This is a genomic window from Pseudomonas floridensis (assembly GCF_002087235.1).
In the GTDB taxonomy this organism is placed as follows: domain Bacteria; phylum Pseudomonadota; class Gammaproteobacteria; order Pseudomonadales; family Pseudomonadaceae; genus Aquipseudomonas; species Aquipseudomonas floridensis.
Genome location: NZ_MUIO01000011.1, coordinates 1 through 15,803 on the forward strand (window position 1 = coordinate 1; position 15,803 = coordinate 15,803).

General features: G+C 61.8%; 15 protein-coding genes. 3 read left to right on the forward strand and 12 right to left on the reverse strand.

Going from position 1 to position 15,803, the window contains the following annotated elements:
• The 3 genes from BZK31_RS03505 to BZK31_RS03515 all read left to right on the forward strand — a co-directional run.
• Positions 1-456: efflux RND transporter periplasmic adaptor subunit (locus BZK31_RS03505; protein WP_425273291.1), on the forward strand; the 456-nt coding region annotated here is incomplete at its 5' end.
• Positions 453-3,497, forward strand: coding sequence for an efflux RND transporter permease subunit (locus BZK31_RS03510; RefSeq protein ID WP_083181290.1), 3,045 nt, complete (start codon positions 453-455; stop codon positions 3,495-3,497). The genes BZK31_RS03505 and BZK31_RS03510, both read left to right, overlap by 4 nt.
• Positions 3,498-3,681: 184 nt before the next feature.
• Positions 3,682-4,896, forward strand: a complete 1,215-nt coding sequence (locus tag BZK31_RS03515; protein WP_083181291.1) for an MFS transporter — start codon at positions 3,682-3,684, stop codon at positions 4,894-4,896.
• A 21-nt stretch (positions 4,897-4,917) separates the two neighbouring features.
• Here BZK31_RS03515 and BZK31_RS03520 read toward each other — a convergent pair whose 3' ends face one another.
• The 12 genes from BZK31_RS03520 to gspE all read right to left on the reverse strand — a co-directional run bounded on the left by BZK31_RS03520 (position 4,918) and on the right by gspE (position 15,794).
• Complete coding sequence (locus BZK31_RS03520; protein ID WP_083181292.1) at positions 4,918-5,637, reverse strand: alpha/beta hydrolase; 720 nt, start codon at positions 5,635-5,637, stop codon at positions 4,918-4,920.
• A gap of 74 nt (positions 5,638-5,711) precedes the next feature.
• A complete protein-coding gene (gspD, locus tag BZK31_RS03525; RefSeq protein WP_083181294.1) occupies positions 5,712-8,042 on the reverse strand; it encodes a type II secretion system secretin GspD in 2,331 nt (776 codons plus the stop codon).
• Entirely contained in the window at positions 8,042-8,572 is a 531-nt protein-coding gene (locus BZK31_RS03530; RefSeq protein ID WP_083181295.1) for a type II secretion system protein N, read from the reverse strand. Before BZK31_RS03530 ends, gspD begins: the two co-directional genes overlap by 1 nt.
• Positions 8,569-9,180, reverse strand: a complete 612-nt coding sequence (gspM, locus tag BZK31_RS03535; protein WP_083181297.1) for a type II secretion system protein GspM — start codon at positions 9,178-9,180, stop codon at positions 8,569-8,571. The genes BZK31_RS03530 and gspM overlap by 4 nt, the downstream gene beginning before the upstream one ends.
• Positions 9,161-10,243: a type II secretion system protein GspL gene (locus tag BZK31_RS03540; protein WP_083181298.1), complete on the reverse strand. Its 1,083-nt coding sequence runs from the start codon at positions 10,241-10,243 to the stop codon at positions 9,161-9,163. The genes gspM and BZK31_RS03540 overlap by 20 nt, the downstream gene beginning before the upstream one ends.
• Positions 10,240-10,974 (reverse strand): type II secretion system protein GspK, encoded by a 735-nt coding sequence (locus BZK31_RS03545; RefSeq protein ID WP_083181300.1) that lies wholly within the window; start codon positions 10,972-10,974, stop codon positions 10,240-10,242. The genes BZK31_RS03540 and BZK31_RS03545 overlap by 4 nt, the downstream gene beginning before the upstream one ends.
• On the reverse strand, positions 10,971-11,603 hold the full coding sequence (locus BZK31_RS03550; protein WP_083181301.1) for a prepilin-type N-terminal cleavage/methylation domain-containing protein: 633 nt from the start codon (positions 11,601-11,603) through the stop codon (positions 10,971-10,973). The genes BZK31_RS03545 and BZK31_RS03550 overlap by 4 nt, the downstream gene beginning before the upstream one ends.
• Entirely contained in the window at positions 11,600-11,971 is a 372-nt protein-coding gene (locus BZK31_RS03555; protein ID WP_083181303.1) for a prepilin-type N-terminal cleavage/methylation domain-containing protein, read from the reverse strand. Before BZK31_RS03555 ends, BZK31_RS03550 begins: the two co-directional genes overlap by 4 nt.
• Positions 11,971-12,405: a prepilin-type N-terminal cleavage/methylation domain-containing protein gene (locus tag BZK31_RS03560; protein WP_083181304.1), complete on the reverse strand. Its 435-nt coding sequence runs from the start codon at positions 12,403-12,405 to the stop codon at positions 11,971-11,973. Before BZK31_RS03560 ends, BZK31_RS03555 begins: the two co-directional genes overlap by 1 nt.
• An 8-nt stretch (positions 12,406-12,413) precedes the next feature.
• Positions 12,414-12,845 carry a type II secretion system major pseudopilin GspG gene (gspG, locus tag BZK31_RS03565; RefSeq protein ID WP_083181306.1) on the reverse strand — a complete coding sequence of 144 codons (432 nt, stop codon included), beginning with the start codon at positions 12,843-12,845 and terminating at the stop codon, positions 12,414-12,416.
• A gap of 25 nt (positions 12,846-12,870) precedes the next feature.
• Positions 12,871-14,073 (reverse strand): type II secretion system inner membrane protein GspF, encoded by a 1,203-nt coding sequence (gene gspF, locus BZK31_RS03570; RefSeq protein WP_083181307.1) that lies wholly within the window; start codon positions 14,071-14,073, stop codon positions 12,871-12,873.
• Entirely contained in the window at positions 14,070-15,794 is a 1,725-nt protein-coding gene (gene gspE / locus BZK31_RS03575; RefSeq protein ID WP_083181308.1) for a type II secretion system ATPase GspE, read from the reverse strand. The genes gspF and gspE overlap by 4 nt, the downstream gene beginning before the upstream one ends.
• Positions 15,795-15,803: the final 9 nt, after the last annotated feature.

The window sequence follows — 15,803 nt, forward strand, 5'->3', positions numbered from 1 at the left end:
CTGCCGGTCGGTCTGGCCGCCTCGCTGAGTGAAGAGGTGCGGATCAGGGTGATTTCGCCGCTCAACGAGCAGGTTTCAGTCGGCGCGCGGGTCCGCCAACTGTCGCCACAGATTGACGCCGCGACTCGAACCCAGCGAGTGCGACTGGCGCTACAAGGCCCTGCGGAGCTGTTTCGGCTCGGCTCGACTGTCGCGGTCGAGATCAGCGTAGCCGCCCCGGCGTTTCATCAATTACCGGGCAGCGCCGTGCTGCAGCGCGATGGGCGCACGCAGGTCTGGGTGATTGATCCGCTGACCTCCACCCTCAGCCCGCGCGCGGTTCAAGTGGTGGCGCACAACGGATCAATGGTTCAGGTCGGCGGCGAGCTGCAGGCTGGCGACAAAGTGGTGACTGCGGGCGTCAACTCGATGCACCCGGGGCAGAAAATTCGTATGCAACGAGAGGTCGGTTTGTGAGGGAGCGCTTCAATCTGTCGGCCTGGGGGCTCAGACACCGCACGCTGGTCTGGTACATGATGTTCGTTTCGCTGCTGATGGGCAGTTGGTCATTTCTGAATCTGGGCCGCGAGGAAGACCCATCGTTTGCCATCAAGACCATGGTCATTCAGGCGCGCTGGCCAGGCGCTACGCTGAATGACACCTTGCAGCAGTTAACCGACCGGCTGGAAAAGAAACTCGAAGAAATCGATGCGCTGGACTACGTGAAAAGCTACACGCTGGCCGGTGAATCAACATTATTCGTATTTCTAAAGAGCGAAACCCGCAGCGCCGATATTCCCGAAGCCTGGTATCAGGTACGCAAAAAAATCAGCGATGTACGCGCCGAACTGCCCAGCGGCATTCAAGGCCCGGCGTTCAACGACGAGTTTGGCGATGTGTTCGGCAGTATTTACGCCTTCACCACCGATGGTTTGTCATTTCGCCAGTTGCGCGACTATGTCGAGCAGGTTCGGGCCGACATTCGCAGCGTTCCCAATCTGGGCAAGACCGAGTTACTGGGCGCCCAGCGCGAAGTCATTTACCTCAATTTCTCGATCCGCAAGCTGGCAGCGCTGGGCATCGATCAGCGTCAGGTGCTGCAAAGCCTGCAGGCGCAGAACTCGGTCACGCCCGCCGGCATCATGGAAGCCGGTCCGGAACGTATCGCAGTCAGGGCCAGCGGCCAGTTCACCAGCGAAGCGGACCTGCTGGCAGTCAACCTGCGCTTTGGCGAGCGCTTCTTTCGTCTGAGCGATCTGGCGACCATCGAGCGACGTTACGCTGACCCGCCCTCCTCGCTGTTCCGCTTCAACGGCCAGCCGGCAATCGGCCTGGCGGTTGCGATGAAACAAGGTGGCAACATTCAGGCTTTCGGTACGCAATTGCAGCAGCGGATAGACCAGTTGACCGGCGAACTGCCGCTGGGCATCGACGTACACCTGGTATCGAGCCAGGCGGACGTGGTCGAAAAAGCCATCGGTGGTTTCACCCGCGCGCTGTTCGAAGCGATTCTGATCGTGTTGCTGGTCAGCTTCATCAGCCTGGGCATTCGCGCAGGTCTGGTGGTGGCCTGTTCGATCCCCTTGGTGCTGGCGCTGGTGTTCGTGTTCATGGAGTACAGCGGCATCACCATGCAGCGCATTTCCCTCGGCGCACTGATCATTGCATTGGGCCTTTTGGTGGATGACGCGATGATCACCGTCGAGATGATGGTGACCCGCCTGGAGCATGGCGACACGCGAGAACAGGCCGCAACCTTCGCTTACACCTCGACCGCGTTTCCGATGCTGACCGGCACGCTGGTCACGGTGGCAGGTTTTGTACCGATCGGTCTAAACCACAGTTCGGCCGGAGAGTATGTCTTCACCATGTTCGCGGTGATTGCCGTGGCGCTGCTGCTGTCCTGGCTGGTGGCGGTGTTGTTTGCGCCGCTGATTGGCGTGCATATCCTTAAAGTGTCCGTCGTGCATGCCGCGCCGGGGCGCTGGATGCGCGGCTTCAGTTGCGTGCTGATCAAGGCGCTGGAGCATCGCGGCTGGGTGATCGCCATTACCGCCCTGATTTTCATCGGCTCGCTGTTCGCGGGAAAACTGCTGCAAAACCAGTTCTTTCCAGACTCGGATCGCCCGGAAATCCTGGTCGATATCTATATGCCGCAAAACGGTTCCATCGAAGGCACGCGTCAGACCATGGACCGTTTCGAGGCCACGCTGCAAGACGACCCCGACGTGCTGCGCTGGAGTTCATATGTGGGCAAGGGCGCGGTGCGCTTTTACCTGCCGCTGGATCAGCAACTGAGCAATCCGTTCTACGGCCAACTGGTCATCGTCAGCCAGGGCGGCGAGTCGCGGGACCGACTGATCGGACGGTTGCGCCAGCGGTTGCGTGACGATTATGTCGGCATCGGCGGCTACGTGCAGCCGCTGAACATGGGCCCGCCCGTGGGCTGGCCGATCCAGTACCGGATCAGCGGACCGGACATCGAACAGGTACGCAGCCAGGCCATGGCACTGGCGGCGATTCTCGACGCTCGTCCTGAAATCGGCCAGGTCATCTACGACTGGAACGAGCCGGGCAAGGTGCTCAAGATCGACATCGCGCAGGACAAGGTCCGTCAGTTCGGCCTGTCGTCCGAGGACGTGGCGCAGATTCTCAATAGCCTGGTCAGCGGCACGACCATCACCCAGGTACGCGACGCCACGTACCTGGTCGATCTGGTCGGACGCGCCGAAAGTGATGAACGCAGCTCGATCCAGACCCTTGGCAGCCTGCAGATCCCGACCCCGAACGGTTCGACGGTGCCACTGATGGCCTTCGCCACGCTCAGCTACGAACAAGAACAGCCACTGGTCTGGCGTCGCGACCGCTTGCCCACCATCACGCTGAAAGCCAGCGTGTTGGGTACCTTGCAACCGGCGGCGCTGGTCAAACGGCTCCAGCCTGACGTCGATGCCTTCAGCGCCCGTTTGCCGGTTCGTTACTCGGTAGCAACCGGCGGCGCGGTCGAAGCCAGTGCGCGCTCGCAAGGGCCGATCCTTAAAGTCGTCCCGTTGATGCTGCTGTTGGTCGTGAGTTTTCTGATGATCCAGTTGCACAGCGTGAAAAAGCTGCTGCTAGTGGTTAGCGTGGTGCCGCTGGGATTGATCGGAGTGGTCGCGGCGTTGCTGATCTCGGGCTACCCGCTGGGCTTCGTGGCGATCCTCGGCGTGCTGGCCCTGATCGGCATCATCATTCGCAACTCGGTGATTCTGGTGACCCAGATCGACGAATTCATGGCCGCTGGCGAAAGCCCTTGGGCCTCAGTGATCAAGGCCACCGAACACCGTTGCAGGCCGATTCTGCTGACGGCGGCGGCCGCCAGCCTGGGCATGATCCCGATTGCCCGGGAAGTCTTCTGGGGACCGATGGCCATCGCCATGATAGGCGGAATCGCCATCGCCACCCTGCTGACACTGTTCTTCCTGCCCGCGCTTTATCTGGTGTGTTACGGGATCAAGCCAGCGGGGCAGGTTCGTTGAGGACACGTCGAACAGGGACACCGACATCAACCTCTTTTCCAATCATCACTCACAGAAATATCTTGTATCACCTCGCGGCACCTACTTAATCGCCGTCAAAACCATTAGCCTGCTCGGCATTCCATTCGACTGGCCTGATCGCCGCTATTCGCGGCTTCAGACTGACTGCACGAGCGAGACACCGATGCCCCACTCGACCCAAACCCCACACGGCAGCCTGACCATGACCCGAGGTCTGGTGATGCTGTTTGCGTTCTGCTGCGGCGCCATTGTGGCTAACATTTACTACGCGCAACCGATCATCGAGCTGATTGCACCGGACATCGGGCTGTCCAGCACCGCGGCGAGCCTGATCGTGTCATTGACACAGATCGGTTATGCGCTGGGTCTGTTTTTTCTGGTGCCATTGGGCGATCTGCTGGAAAACCGCAAGTTGATGCTGCTGACCACAGCGGTCGCCACGCTGAGTCTGTTGGGCGCAGCCTTTGCCGAGCAACCGAATCTGTTTCTGCTGGTGTCGCTGCTGGTGGGCTTCAGTTCGGTGTCGGTGCAGATGCTGATCCCGCTGGCGGCACATCTGGCACCCGAGGAGTCGCGTGGCCGCGTGGTCGGCGGGATCATGGGTGGCCTGTTGCTGGGCATTCTGTTGGCGCGACCGGTGTCCAGTCTGGTGGCCGACCATTTTGGCTGGCGTGCGGTGTTCGGCTCGGCCGCGGTAGTGATGATCGGCATCAGCGTCGTGCTCGCAACCACTATGCCCAGACGCGTGCCGGATCATCGGGCCACGTACGGCCAGTTGCTGTTTTCGCTGTGGACATTGTTGCGTACCCAGCCGGTGCTGCGTCAGCGTGCGTTCTATCAAGCGTGCATGTTCGCGACCTTCAGCCTGTTCTGGACAGCGGTGCCGCTGGAGCTATCACGCAACCACGGCCTGTCGCAGACCCAGATCGCGATCTTTGCGCTGATCGGCGCCATTGGTGCGATTGCCGCGCCGATCAGCGGCCGGCTGGCAGACGCGGGCCACACCCGAATCGTCTCACTGGGCGCCTTGCTGTTTGGCGCGCTGAGTTTCTTGCCGGGTCTGGTTCATCCAGCCTACAGCGTCATCGGTCTGGCCATCACCGGCGTCGTGCTGGACTTTTGCGTACAGACCAGCATGGTGTTGGGCCAGCGCACCGTCTACGCACTGGACGCCGCCAGCCGCAGCCGCCTGAATGCGCTGTACATGACCAGCATTTTCATTGGCGGCGCGATAGGATCGGCAGTCGCCAGCCCGCTGTTCGACCATGGCGGCTGGACCTGGGTGCTGATCACAGGAACAGTGCTGCCACTGATTGCGCTGTTGGCGTTTTTGAAGGATGCATCGGGTGAGCGGACTGCGCGGGTCAGCCAGGGCTGAGGCCCGCGCCTCGGGCCTTGATCAGCGGACGGATTTTTTCAGCCAGTCCGCCAGATCCTCGACCTCGGCCCCACTCAAACTGTGGCCCAGGCCCTGATAGCCGTGAAACTCAGGCTTGAGGCCCAGGCCTTTCAGAGTTGCCTCGGCTTCAGGGCCGCTGGCATAGGACACCTGACGATCCTCGGCGCCGTGGCCGATGAAGACGTTCAGCCGCTTGAGCGCGTCATCGGGCTTGAGTTCGGATTTCACCACTGACAGCAGTCGCCCGCTCAAAGCCGCGATTCCTCCCACCAGGGTGGGCTGACGCAGGGCCACTTCGTAGCTCATCATCGCGCCCTGGCTGAAGCCGATCAGGAATACCTTGTCGGGACGGGTCTTGTATTGGTCCGTCGCCTGACGGATGAACGCCGTGAGTTGTCCTGTGCTGTTTTTCAAATCTTCAGTCACGCCGTCATATTCGACCACGCCCGGCTTGCGGGTGAACCACTTGTAGCTGCCAGGCTGCAGCTCCACCGGTGCCTGGACGGACAGGTAGTTATAGTCAGCCGGCAGCCGATCCTTGAGATCGAACAGATCGGCTGCGTTACTGCCGTAGCCGTGAATGAAAATAACCAGCGGTTTGTTCGGCGTGTCGGCACTGGCCTGGGCCAGATAATTCAGGGGCAGATCGGTGTTCAGGGTGTCCTGCGCCTGGACCAGACCCGAGCAGACAAAAAGCAGTGCGGCAAAGAGTTTCAGCATCAATTGAAGACCTCTATTGAACGCTGCCCGCAGGCAGCGTCGTCGGTGGACATTGGGCCAGAAACTAACACACCTCAATTCTGCAGGCTGGCGCGCGATGCCTCGGGCTTGAGCAACTGCATCTGCTGGCGATAGTCGTCGGTGACCTGACGTGCCTGGCTGCTGCTGGTGATCACACGCGGCGTTATGAGTACGATCAGCTCGGTGCGATCCTTGGATTTGAGACTGTTGCCGAACAGCCACTTCAGACCTGGAATGCGCCCCAGATAAGGCACTGCGTTGACCGTCTCGGCATTGTCCTGCTTGATCAGACCGCCCAACAGCACGGTCTGGCCACTTTGCGCGGCGACCTGCGTGGCCACCGAACGGGTCGAGATGCGCGGGTTGCCGTTGAGGTCGGTCGTGCCATTGTCGGCGTCGCTGACCTGCTGCTGAATGTCCATGTACACCAGACCGCCCGGATTGATGCGCGGCACCACGTCGAGGATGACACCGGTCTGCACGTACTCGACGCTGCTCAGAGTGGTGGCCGTGGTGTTGGTGTTGACCGTGGTCTGGCTGATGGGAATGTTGTCGCCCACCTGGATCTGCGCCTGCTGATTGTTCATCACCACCAGCGATGGCGCGGACAGCACTTGCGTGCGCCCGTTGCTCTCCAGCGCACGCAAGGCCACTTGCAGATTGTTGCTCACGAACGAGTAGAAGAACGAATCGGTGGAGGCCAGCGCGGCCCCACCTGCGCCCAGCGCGCCCTGGCTGCCGGCGATGTTGGTGACGTTGCCGGTGGCCCCGGCATTACCCGCCAGACGGCCGAGGTACCACTGCACACCCATGTCCAGTTCGCCCGTCAACTTCACTTCGAGAATGCGGGTTTCGATCTGTACTTGCAGCGGCGGATTGTCGAGGCGCTTGATGGCCGACTCGATTTCCTTCCACTGTGCCGGACGTGTGCGCACCAGCAGCTGGTTGCTGCTCTTCTGCGCGGTGATGCGGGTACTGGCATCCAGCGACTTGCTATTGCCCGCCACACCGCCACCGTCTTCACTGGCCGTATCGCCTTCGTTGTTGCCCTGCTCGTCTTCGGACTCGCCGCTGTTGCCGTTCTGGCTGTTGAGGCCCTGGTTGCCGCCGAAACCGTTGCCACTGCCATTCATGCCGTTGCTCATGCCGCCGCTGCCGCCCAGACCGCTCGAGCTGCTGTTCATGCCGCCACCGCTCATGCCGCCGCCCGTGCCATTGAGCGAGGACAGCGAGGTGGTGCGCAAACCTGGCGCGACCTTGGCAGCCAAATCGTCTTTGATCGCACCGGTGCCGTAGATCTGCCGCAGATACCTGGCCAGGTCCGTGGCCTTCATGTTGCGCACGTCGTATACGTACATTTGCGGCTCGTTGCCGCCGCCTTCGTCGATGGTGTGAATCCACTCGCCGACTTCACGCAGGTATTCGGGCTGGGAAGAAATCGCCACCACCGAGTTGGTTCGCTCGATGGGTAGAAAACGCACCATGCCCGCCAGCGGCATGCCGCTGTCCGGACCGAACATTTTCTGCAGTTCAGGCATCAGTTCGCCGACCGAGGCACGTTGCAGACCGAATACGCCGACCGACATGCCTTTGAGCCAGTCCACATCGAAGGTGTCGATGGTGTCCTGATAGTTGGCCAGTTCTTCCGGCGTACCGGCCATGCTCAGCACATTGCGCGCCGGATCGACCAGCAGAAAGGCGTTTTCCCGGGCAAACGGCTTGAGCAGCTTCTGCATCTCGTTGGCCGAGATGTAGCGCAGCGGGAACAGCCGCGCCGACATGCCGGCCGATGGCTGGGCCACGCGCATTTCCGGGACCAGCTTGCCGGCCACGGCCTGATTGGACGGCAGGATCACATAGCGGTTGCCTTGCTTGATCATGGCGTTGTCGGTCCAGGACAGGAGGGTTTCCAGAATCGACAGGGCTTGCTGCTTGTTGACCGGCTTGGAAGTCGAAAAGCTCACCTCGCCTTTCACGCCCTGGGCGATGCTGTAGTTCTCGTGCAGCAGGTCACCCATGATGCTGTTGATCACCGCTTGAATCGGCTGATTGGTGAAGTTGAAGACAATGTCGCCAGCCTCCCCTGCCTTGGCGGAAGGGGCGGCGGCGGGCTGGCGAATGAAACGCTGATTGCCCTGAATGATCTGGCGCTGCGGCGATGTCGTTGTCGATTGAGGCTGGGCCTGCATCGGCAACTGTTCGCTGCGCGGATCCACTGGCGGACGTTGTGAACCGGTTCCCTGGAGCGCTTCCTGCAGCATGCCATTGTCGGGGTCGAGGGTGTCTCGCTGCGATGCACAGCCGCCAAGGGCGACAGCGGTGGCGAGACAAAGCAGGGGGGTGCGCAAGGTAGCGATGGCGGAAACTCCAGAAAAGGTACCCATCACAGGGTCGAATCGTTGGTAAGGGAAATCGGGGGTGTCGTCGACGGTGGCGGCAGACGCGGCGCAGGCAGACGCAGGGTCTGCGTACGGCCATCAAGGCTGAACGTGGCCTGCATCGGGTCAAGCTGTTCAAGGGTCCAGCCATTGCCCAGCTTGTCGCCCTGCTTCACTTTCAAGGCCGGGCCGCTGGCCTGCTTGAGCAGCGCCACGCGCAACGTGCCATCGAGAATGACGCCGGTCAGCGTCAGGCCCGCCAGGCTGGTGGCCTGCGCATCATTCTTGCGCACCGCCAGATCAGGACTGCGGTCGGGGCTGAACAACGGGGTTTTCCAGGTATTGGCCAGGCTGTCCAGCGTTGCGGCGGGCGCACTTGGTGTCTGCGCGGCCCGATCGACCGGGTTGCGTGGCGCCTGCTCGGGCAGCCACTGCGGGTCATGGGCCGCGCCGCTGAAAATCAACGTCGCAAGCGCGGCCAGTAAAATGACGACACCCAGCAAGGCCCACTCGAGGGGACGCAGGGAACGGATCATTGTCCCCCCTCCGTGGCCGATGCCGGTTGCAGATACCCGCGCACCAGCAGGTGAACGACCAGCTTGCCGGCACCGCCACTGGCAGGCGCATTGGTGTCACGGCGCAAGCTCATCTCGTCGACGAACAGAAACGGGCGCTGGTACTCCAGCGCATGCAGAATCGCGGTCAGCGGTTCGATCGCGCAGTCCAGGGTCAAGCTGACCTTGACCTGCCGGTACGGCTCGGCGCTGTCCTGCTCAGGGGTGATCGGCATGCGTTGGGTCAACGCGCAGCCGCCACCGGTGGTGGCCTGACTGCTGATCAGGTCGGCGACACGTTGCATCAGGTCAGCCGCCACTGCGCTCGGATCGTCGCCGGGCAGCAGGCTGGTGCTGCTCGCCGGGTCGCTGCGCGCCTGTTCCAACTGCTCACGCAGGCTGTCGCCTTGCTTCAACAGGCCGGCATAACGCTGCTGCTGTTCACGCAATTGTTCGGTTTGTTCGCTGATGTCGCGCAAGGGCCCTGCGAACCAGCTGTCGATCAGCAGCCAGTAAGCCAGATACAAGACCAGCGCCAGAATGATCAGCGCCGCGCCGCGCCGTTCACGGCTATTGAGTGGACGACGCATCGGCGCTCTCCTGAGAATCCTGCTGGTCAGGCTGCTGGCTCTGATGCAGATGCGCACGCAGGGAATACTGGTCCTTACCGGTCTTGCTGTCGGGCTGGATAACGCCCTGAAACTGGGCATTGTCCAGACTGCGGCAATCCTTGACGCGGGCGATCAGTGCGCTGGCCTTGGCACTCTGACCGGCGAATGCGACTTCGGCGCTGTCGCTGATTTCCAGATGCTCGATCCAGGTGTCGGACGGCAGGCAGGCCGTCAGCTCGCTGAGCAAGGCCGACAGCGGTGGCTGCGCCGCCTTGCGCCGCAACAGGTAATTGGCCGCGCCGCGAGTGTTGGTCAGTTGCTGACGCAGTTGCTGGACCTCGCTAACCTGCGCTTTTTGCGCCTTGACCTCGGCCTGCATCTGGTCGAGCAATTGCTGGCGGTCATTGAGCCAGAGCAACATGGTGCCCAGCAGCAAGCCCACCGCAAGCCAGAGCAGCCAGCGTTGCAGTCTATGGCCGGAGCGCGACTGCTGCGGACGCAACGGGGCTGGCAGCAAATCCACGCCCATGCGTGCATCGGGCGTACCGACGTCTACCGTGTCGGGCCGAAGGCCGAGCGCGGTGCACTCTTCCAGAATCGCATCGAGGCGCTTGCGCAGCACCGCCACCAGCGTGACCTGAATGAAACCGGCGTTGCGGCCTTCCTGACGGGCGACGAAGTACAGCTGTCCTGCATCGAACGGCGTGAACCTGTCGAGTTCATAACCAATGACCGTCGACAGGTTGCGTGCCGCAGCGAGCGGCAATTGTAGGGTCTGCACCAGGACCAGGGACGATGGCAGGACAAGGATTTTCTGCGCGTCGACAGCGGACGCGGACACCGGCTCGACCAACGGCCAGACATACGTCTGCTCGACGGTCTCATGAACCAGCCATCGACGCACACGCGGCGGCAGGCAGGCGCGCAGTTCCGCGCTCCACCATTGCCAGGCCTGCTGCCCCAGACTGCCACGCCATTGCTGGACGATCCGGTCGCGTAAAGCGATTACCGGTGCCAGACGTGCTGAAACGGATGCATTCATTCTTGCCAACGCAATACCCGATAAGGCTGTGCGCTTCCCTCCGATGGGCTCAATAAAACGATGGTCTGTAACAGGGCGACTACGCCGCCCGGCTGTTCTGCGCGGCTGTCGATGGCCAGTACCTCACCGGCATCGGCCCCCACCGCGCTCTGGTTCGGCAAGTTCAGTGCCCGACGCAACAACGCCGAAGCAAAAGCCGGATCGGGCCGGTCAAGCCCGCTCCATAATGTCACCTCCGGCAACAGCCGGGTGTATAACGCCTGGGTCATGCCCGGCAACTGCCGGACTTCTTCCACGACCCGCAACGGCGCCTGACCGTCTTCGCGTTGCGCATCCAGCGTCTGCGCGATACTGCCGGCCAGGCTGCGGGACGCGCCGCATGCCTGTAACAGCCTGGCGATGTCAGCCGCCGGTGCACTGTTGAGATCCAGCTTGCCGCGCTCGCTGCGGATACTGATTACCAGTTGCGTATCGTCAAACTTCAATGCCACCGGCCGACCATCCGCGACCCAGCGTTTGCGCTGGGTCGGGTCCAGCAATCCTTGCACGGCCATGTTCAGGCCACCTTCGGCGGCCAGCAGCGCCTGCGTATTCTGACGCAACCAGAGCGCCTGGCGACTTTCAAGCTGCACCCAGCCGGCCAGTCCGCCCAGCAGCAGGCTCAACAGGGCCAATACCCAGAGCACCACCAACAGCGCCACGCCCTGCTGACGCGTGTGAACATCACTCACTGGCCACCCGCCCCACCCGAAAGGTCCAGGCGCAGGGCTACCACTTCGCTGACCCAGGCAATCGATCCCTTGACCTTCGCATCGATGCGTACCGCGCCAGGCAGTCGTGTCGGCCAGGGCCAGTCATCCAGCCATCCGGTCGGCTTGCCTTTCGGAGTCAGGCCGCGATAGCTGAAACTCAGCGTATCCACGTTATGCAACAACACCTGCGGCTCGCCCCAAGGCTGCAGCGTGATGCCGTTGGACGACGTGTGAATCCGCTCGAACGTCACCTGCAGATCGCGCTTACCCTCAGGCCCCTTCAACTCAAGGGTGTGCAGTTGAATGCCACCGCCCAACTCGCCCGGCAGAGTGGCCACGAACCGCACGCGCTGCGCCGAGCCTTCGAAAAAGCCACTGTTGGCGTCATCTTCGGCGGAGGTGTCCAGCGGCAATGCCTGACTGATGGATGATCGCAGAAACGCTTGCGCGGCACGCATCTCATCCAGCCCCACGGTGTAGCGTTCGGCCTTGAGCACCGCCCGATTGGCGCCCAGCAAGGCCCCGGCGACCAGCACCAGCAGTACACCCAGCAAACTGATCACCAGCAGAACTTCCAGCAAGGTGAAGCCGCGCTGTGTGCGCCTCAAGACCCGGCACCTGTTACTGCACCGCGCAGCCGCAATGTGCTGAATTGCACGCGGCGCTGATGCTCCTCAAGCGTCAGATCGAGGCGAAACAGCCTGGCCTGATCGTTACTGCCCGACACTTGGCGGATGTTCAGATTCCAGTCGATACCGGCCACCCGCCCCTGTCGCGAACCACTTTCCAACGGCCCGCTGCTTTCCTGATCGAATACCGTACGCGCCGCATGGCTCAAACGGTCACTGCGTGACACCTGCTGCAACGAACGCGCGCTTTGTCCAAACGCCACCAGGAGAACGCCGCTGCAGACCGCCATGACGGTCAGCGCGGCAAGCATTTCCAGCAGCGTGAACCCCGACTGCGACGCTTTCATTAAAGGGCACGCACCTGGACGCTGCCCGTGAGCCAGCCAATGTCGATACGCCAGCGCCGGTCGCCGTCCGCCACCAAAACGTTGCCGCCACTCGAGCCGCCGTCGGGGTAGAACTCCACGGACGACCCCAGATCGGACGCGGTCTGCATCGTCACCTGTAAATGTTCAGGCCAGTGCTGCACCCGTTTCCCCGGTGCCTTGAACGTCAGACGACGCAGATCGAATTCAGTCCGCGCCGGTTGACCGGTCACGATGGCTTTCACCCGCGTTGCACGCAATGCTTCTACCATGTCGCCCACCGCCCGACGTTCGCTGGCGGTGCTCAACCCTTGCTGCAGACCGAATCCCACCAGACCGACAGCGATGCTCATCAACACCAGCACCACCAGCATTTCCATCAGGGTGAAACCACGGTGTGCAGCAGGCATCTTCATACCGGCATTTACTCCCAGTTGCCAAGGTCGGCGCTGTAACCCTCACCACCTGGCTGACCGTCCTGACCGTAGAAAATCAGGTCAAAGCTGCCGTGTTGGCCAGGAAAGCGATAGCCGAACGCATGGCCGAACGGATCCTTGAGGTCCGAAGGCTTGGCGTAAGGCCCATTCCAGCCAGCAGCGTTGCCGGGCTTGTCGGTCAATTGCTGCAACGTCTTGGGTGGAGAGCCGACGTCCAGCGCATAGCTCTCGATCTTCATGCCCAGGCTGGCCAGTTGCGCCTTGCCCGCACCATATTTGCCCTTGTCGACGTTGCCGCCCACCTGACGCACGACGATGGTCGCCACAATGCCCAGCAGCACGATCACCGCGAGCATTTCCAGCAAGGTGAAGCCGCCCTGTCGGCGTGCGTGGGTGAAGCGTTTACGGCTAAAGCTCATCGGGATGGTTTCCTTGTTCATGAATTCAGATATTGCTGGTCAGGCTCATCAGCGGCAGCATAATCGCCAGCATGATCACCGCGACCATGCCCGCCATTACCACCGTCAACGCCGGGACCAGTGCAGCGAGCATGCGATCGATGCCGCGCTTGGCCTCGACATCGAATACGTCGGCAACCTTGAGCAGCATGCTGTCCAGCTCGCCGGCCTGCTCGCCGACTTCGATCATCTGCAGTGCCAGATCAGGCAGCAGCGGCTCGGCACCAAAAGCGCTGGCCAGCGTACCGCCGCCTTTCACTGATTCGGCGGCCTGCCCGACCTGAGCCTGCAACGCGCGGTTGGTGCAGACCTGACGTGCGATCACCAGCGCCTGCAGCAAGGCAACGCCGTTGCTCAACAGCGTGCCCAGCGTGCGAGTCAGACGAGCTGCCTCGATGCGTTGCAACAGCGGACCGATGACCCGGATGCCCAGTACGCGACGATCATGACGCTCGCGTCGCTGCGGGTCGCGCATGCTGATCACCAGCACCCAGATCAGTGCGATCAGACCGGCGAAGACGGCCAGTCCGTAGTCGCCGAGAAATTGCCCAAGGTCGAGAATAACCTCGGTGATCAACGGAATCGGCACACCGAGGTCCTTGAAGATCGGTACGAACTGCGGCACCACATACGCCAGCAGCAACGCCAGCGAACCGAGCACGCCCACGACCAGAAACGCCGGGTAGATCAGCGCATTGATCACCTCGCCACGCAGCAACTGACTGCGTTCCAGGTAATCGCTCAACTGCCGCAAGGTGCTTTCCAGAGCGCCACCGGCTTCACCGGCTCGTACCATGCTTATATACAGCGGTGAAAACTGGCTGCCCTCTTCTTCCAGCGCTACAGACAATGGTTTACCGGCCTTGACCTGTTCGCGAATGCGTTCGATCAGTGCCCTGGTCTGTGGTTGTCCAGGCTGTTTGAGCAGAATTCCAAGCGATCGTTCCAACGGTTGCCCGGCGCCCAGCAAGGTCGCAAGCTGCTGGGTAAAGCTCACCAACGCTGCGCCATTGAGCAGGCCGCTGCCCAGCGCACGGCGCAGGCCGCCGAGCCCTGCGCTGTCCACCTGGAGAACCATCAGGCCACGTTTTTGCAAGGCCGCAACGGCAGCTTCCTGGTCCCGAGCTTCCAGGGTGCCGTTCTGCTGTGCGCCTTGTGTATCCAGCGCGCGGTATTTGAACAGACTCATGTGCCCTCACCCCGCGTGACGCGCAGCACTTCTTCCAGCGACGTGACGCCAGCGACCGCCTGACGCAGGCCCTCTTCATGCAGGGTTCGCAGACCGCCGCGACGAGCTGCCTCTTCCAGCGTTGACGCATCGGCGTGACGCATCAACAAACTGCGCAGTTCTTCGTTCATGACCAGCAGTTCAGTGATCGCACTGCGTCCGCGGTAACCGCCGCCCGGCGCATCGGCGCGCGGCCGGTACAGGCGAATCGGGCGTTCGTCGGTAAAACGTTCGAGACCGTGCTCTGCGACCAGTTCCGGCGGTGCCTCGAAGGCCTCGCGCGTTTCCGGATCGAGGCGACGGACCAGACGCTGCGCCAGAATGCCGTTCACCGTCGAGGCGATCAGGTAACTTTCCACGCCCATGTCCAGAAGACGCGTGATACTCGCCGCCGCACTGTTGGTGTGCAGGGTCGACAGCACCAGGTGACCCGTCAGCGACGATTGAATGGCAATGCGACAGGTTTCCAGGTCGCGCATCTCACCAATCATGATGACGTCCGGGTCTTGACGCACGATGGAGCGCAAGGCGCCAGCGAAGTCCAGACCGATGGAGGGCTTGACCTGAATCTGGTTGATGCCTTCAAGCTGGTATTCCACCGGGTCCTCGACCGTGATGATCTTGCGCTCGGCGGTGTTGAGTCGCGACAGCGCCGTATATAGCGTGGTGGTCTTGCCGGAGCCGGTGGGGCCGGTGACCAGCAAAATGCCGTGGGGCCGCTCAAGCACATCGAGAAAATGATCCAGGCGTTCGCCGTCGAAACCCAGGCTGGGGAAATCGAAGTCAATGGTCTGACGATCCAGCAGACGCATAACCACCGATTCGCCAAAACTGGTCGGCACGGTTGAAACCCGCAAGTCCAGCTCCTTACCCTGGATGCGCAGCATGATCCGTCCGTCCTGGGGCAGACGGCGTTCGGCGATGTCCAGGCGGGCCATGATCTTGACGCGGGAAATCACCGCGGCCGACGAACTGGACGGCGGCGCTTCGGCTTCGTGCAGCACACCATCGATGCGATAACGCACTTTGAGCTGGCTTTCGAACGGTTCTATATGAATGTCGGAAGCGCGCTGCTCGACAGCGCGCTGCAGAATCAGGTTGACCAGACGAATGACCGGCGCTTCGGACGCCAGGTCCTTGAGGTGTTCGATGTCCTCCAGCGAGCCACCCTCGTCATCAAGGTTCTCGATCAGCGTACCCATGGCCGAGCGTCCCTGACCGTAGTAGCGCTCGATCAGAGTTTCCACTTCATTGCGCGGTCCGATCGCCAATTGCACCGACGCTTCACAGGCGTAGGCGATGGCCTGAAACGGGTACAACACGGCAGGGTTGGCGCTCAACACCTGCACACCCTCTTCACTCCATCCCACCGGCACCACTTGATAATGACGCATGAAGCGTTCGGTCAGTGGCGGCAACGGATCAAGAAGCGGCGGCAGTGCCTCCGCCATTAATAGAGGCGCCTGCAGCAGCGCGGCCCAGGCTCGCGCCAGTTCGAATTCCGACACCAGTCCAAGGCGCGTCAGCAAGCCGAGCAATCCGGTGCCTTCGGATTCCTGCTGCAAACGCTGTGCACGCTCCAGATCCTGCGGCTTGAGGCCGGCATTTTGCGTCAGCCAGGCACACACCTGCCCTGCGTCAGGAATCAGTATCTGGGTAGCATCAACGGGGAGTGGCTGCATGGGCGAGGA

Coding starts and splice junctions, on each gene's coding strand:
- BZK31_RS03515 (WP_083181291.1), top strand. CDS start 3,682: ATGCCCCACTCGACCCAAACCCCACACGGCAGCCTGACCATGACCCGA.
- BZK31_RS03555 (WP_083181303.1), bottom strand. CDS start 11,971: ATGAAAGCGTCGCAGTCGGGGTTCACGCTGCTGGAAATGCTTGCCGCG.
- gspF (WP_083181307.1), bottom strand. CDS start 14,073: ATGAGTCTGTTCAAATACCGCGCGCTGGATACACAAGGCGCACAGCAG.
- gspM (WP_083181297.1), bottom strand. CDS start 9,180: ATGCGTCGTCCACTCAATAGCCGTGAACGGCGCGGCGCGGCGCTGATC.
- gspE (WP_083181308.1), bottom strand. CDS start 15,794: ATGCAGCCACTCCCCGTTGATGCTACCCAGATACTGATTCCTGACGCA.
- BZK31_RS03530 (WP_083181295.1), bottom strand. CDS start 8,572: ATGATCCGTTCCCTGCGTCCCCTCGAGTGGGCCTTGCTGGGTGTCGTC.
- BZK31_RS03540 (WP_083181298.1), bottom strand. CDS start 10,243: ATGAATGCATCCGTTTCAGCACGTCTGGCACCGGTAATCGCTTTACGC.
- BZK31_RS03520 (WP_083181292.1), bottom strand. CDS start 5,637: ATGCTGAAACTCTTTGCCGCACTGCTTTTTGTCTGCTCGGGTCTGGTC.
- BZK31_RS03560 (WP_083181304.1), bottom strand. CDS start 12,405: ATGAAGATGCCTGCTGCACACCGTGGTTTCACCCTGATGGAAATGCTG.
- gspD (WP_083181294.1), bottom strand. CDS start 8,042: ATGGGTACCTTTTCTGGAGTTTCCGCCATCGCTACCTTGCGCACCCCC.
- gspG (WP_083181306.1), bottom strand. CDS start 12,845: ATGAGCTTTAGCCGTAAACGCTTCACCCACGCACGCCGACAGGGCGGC.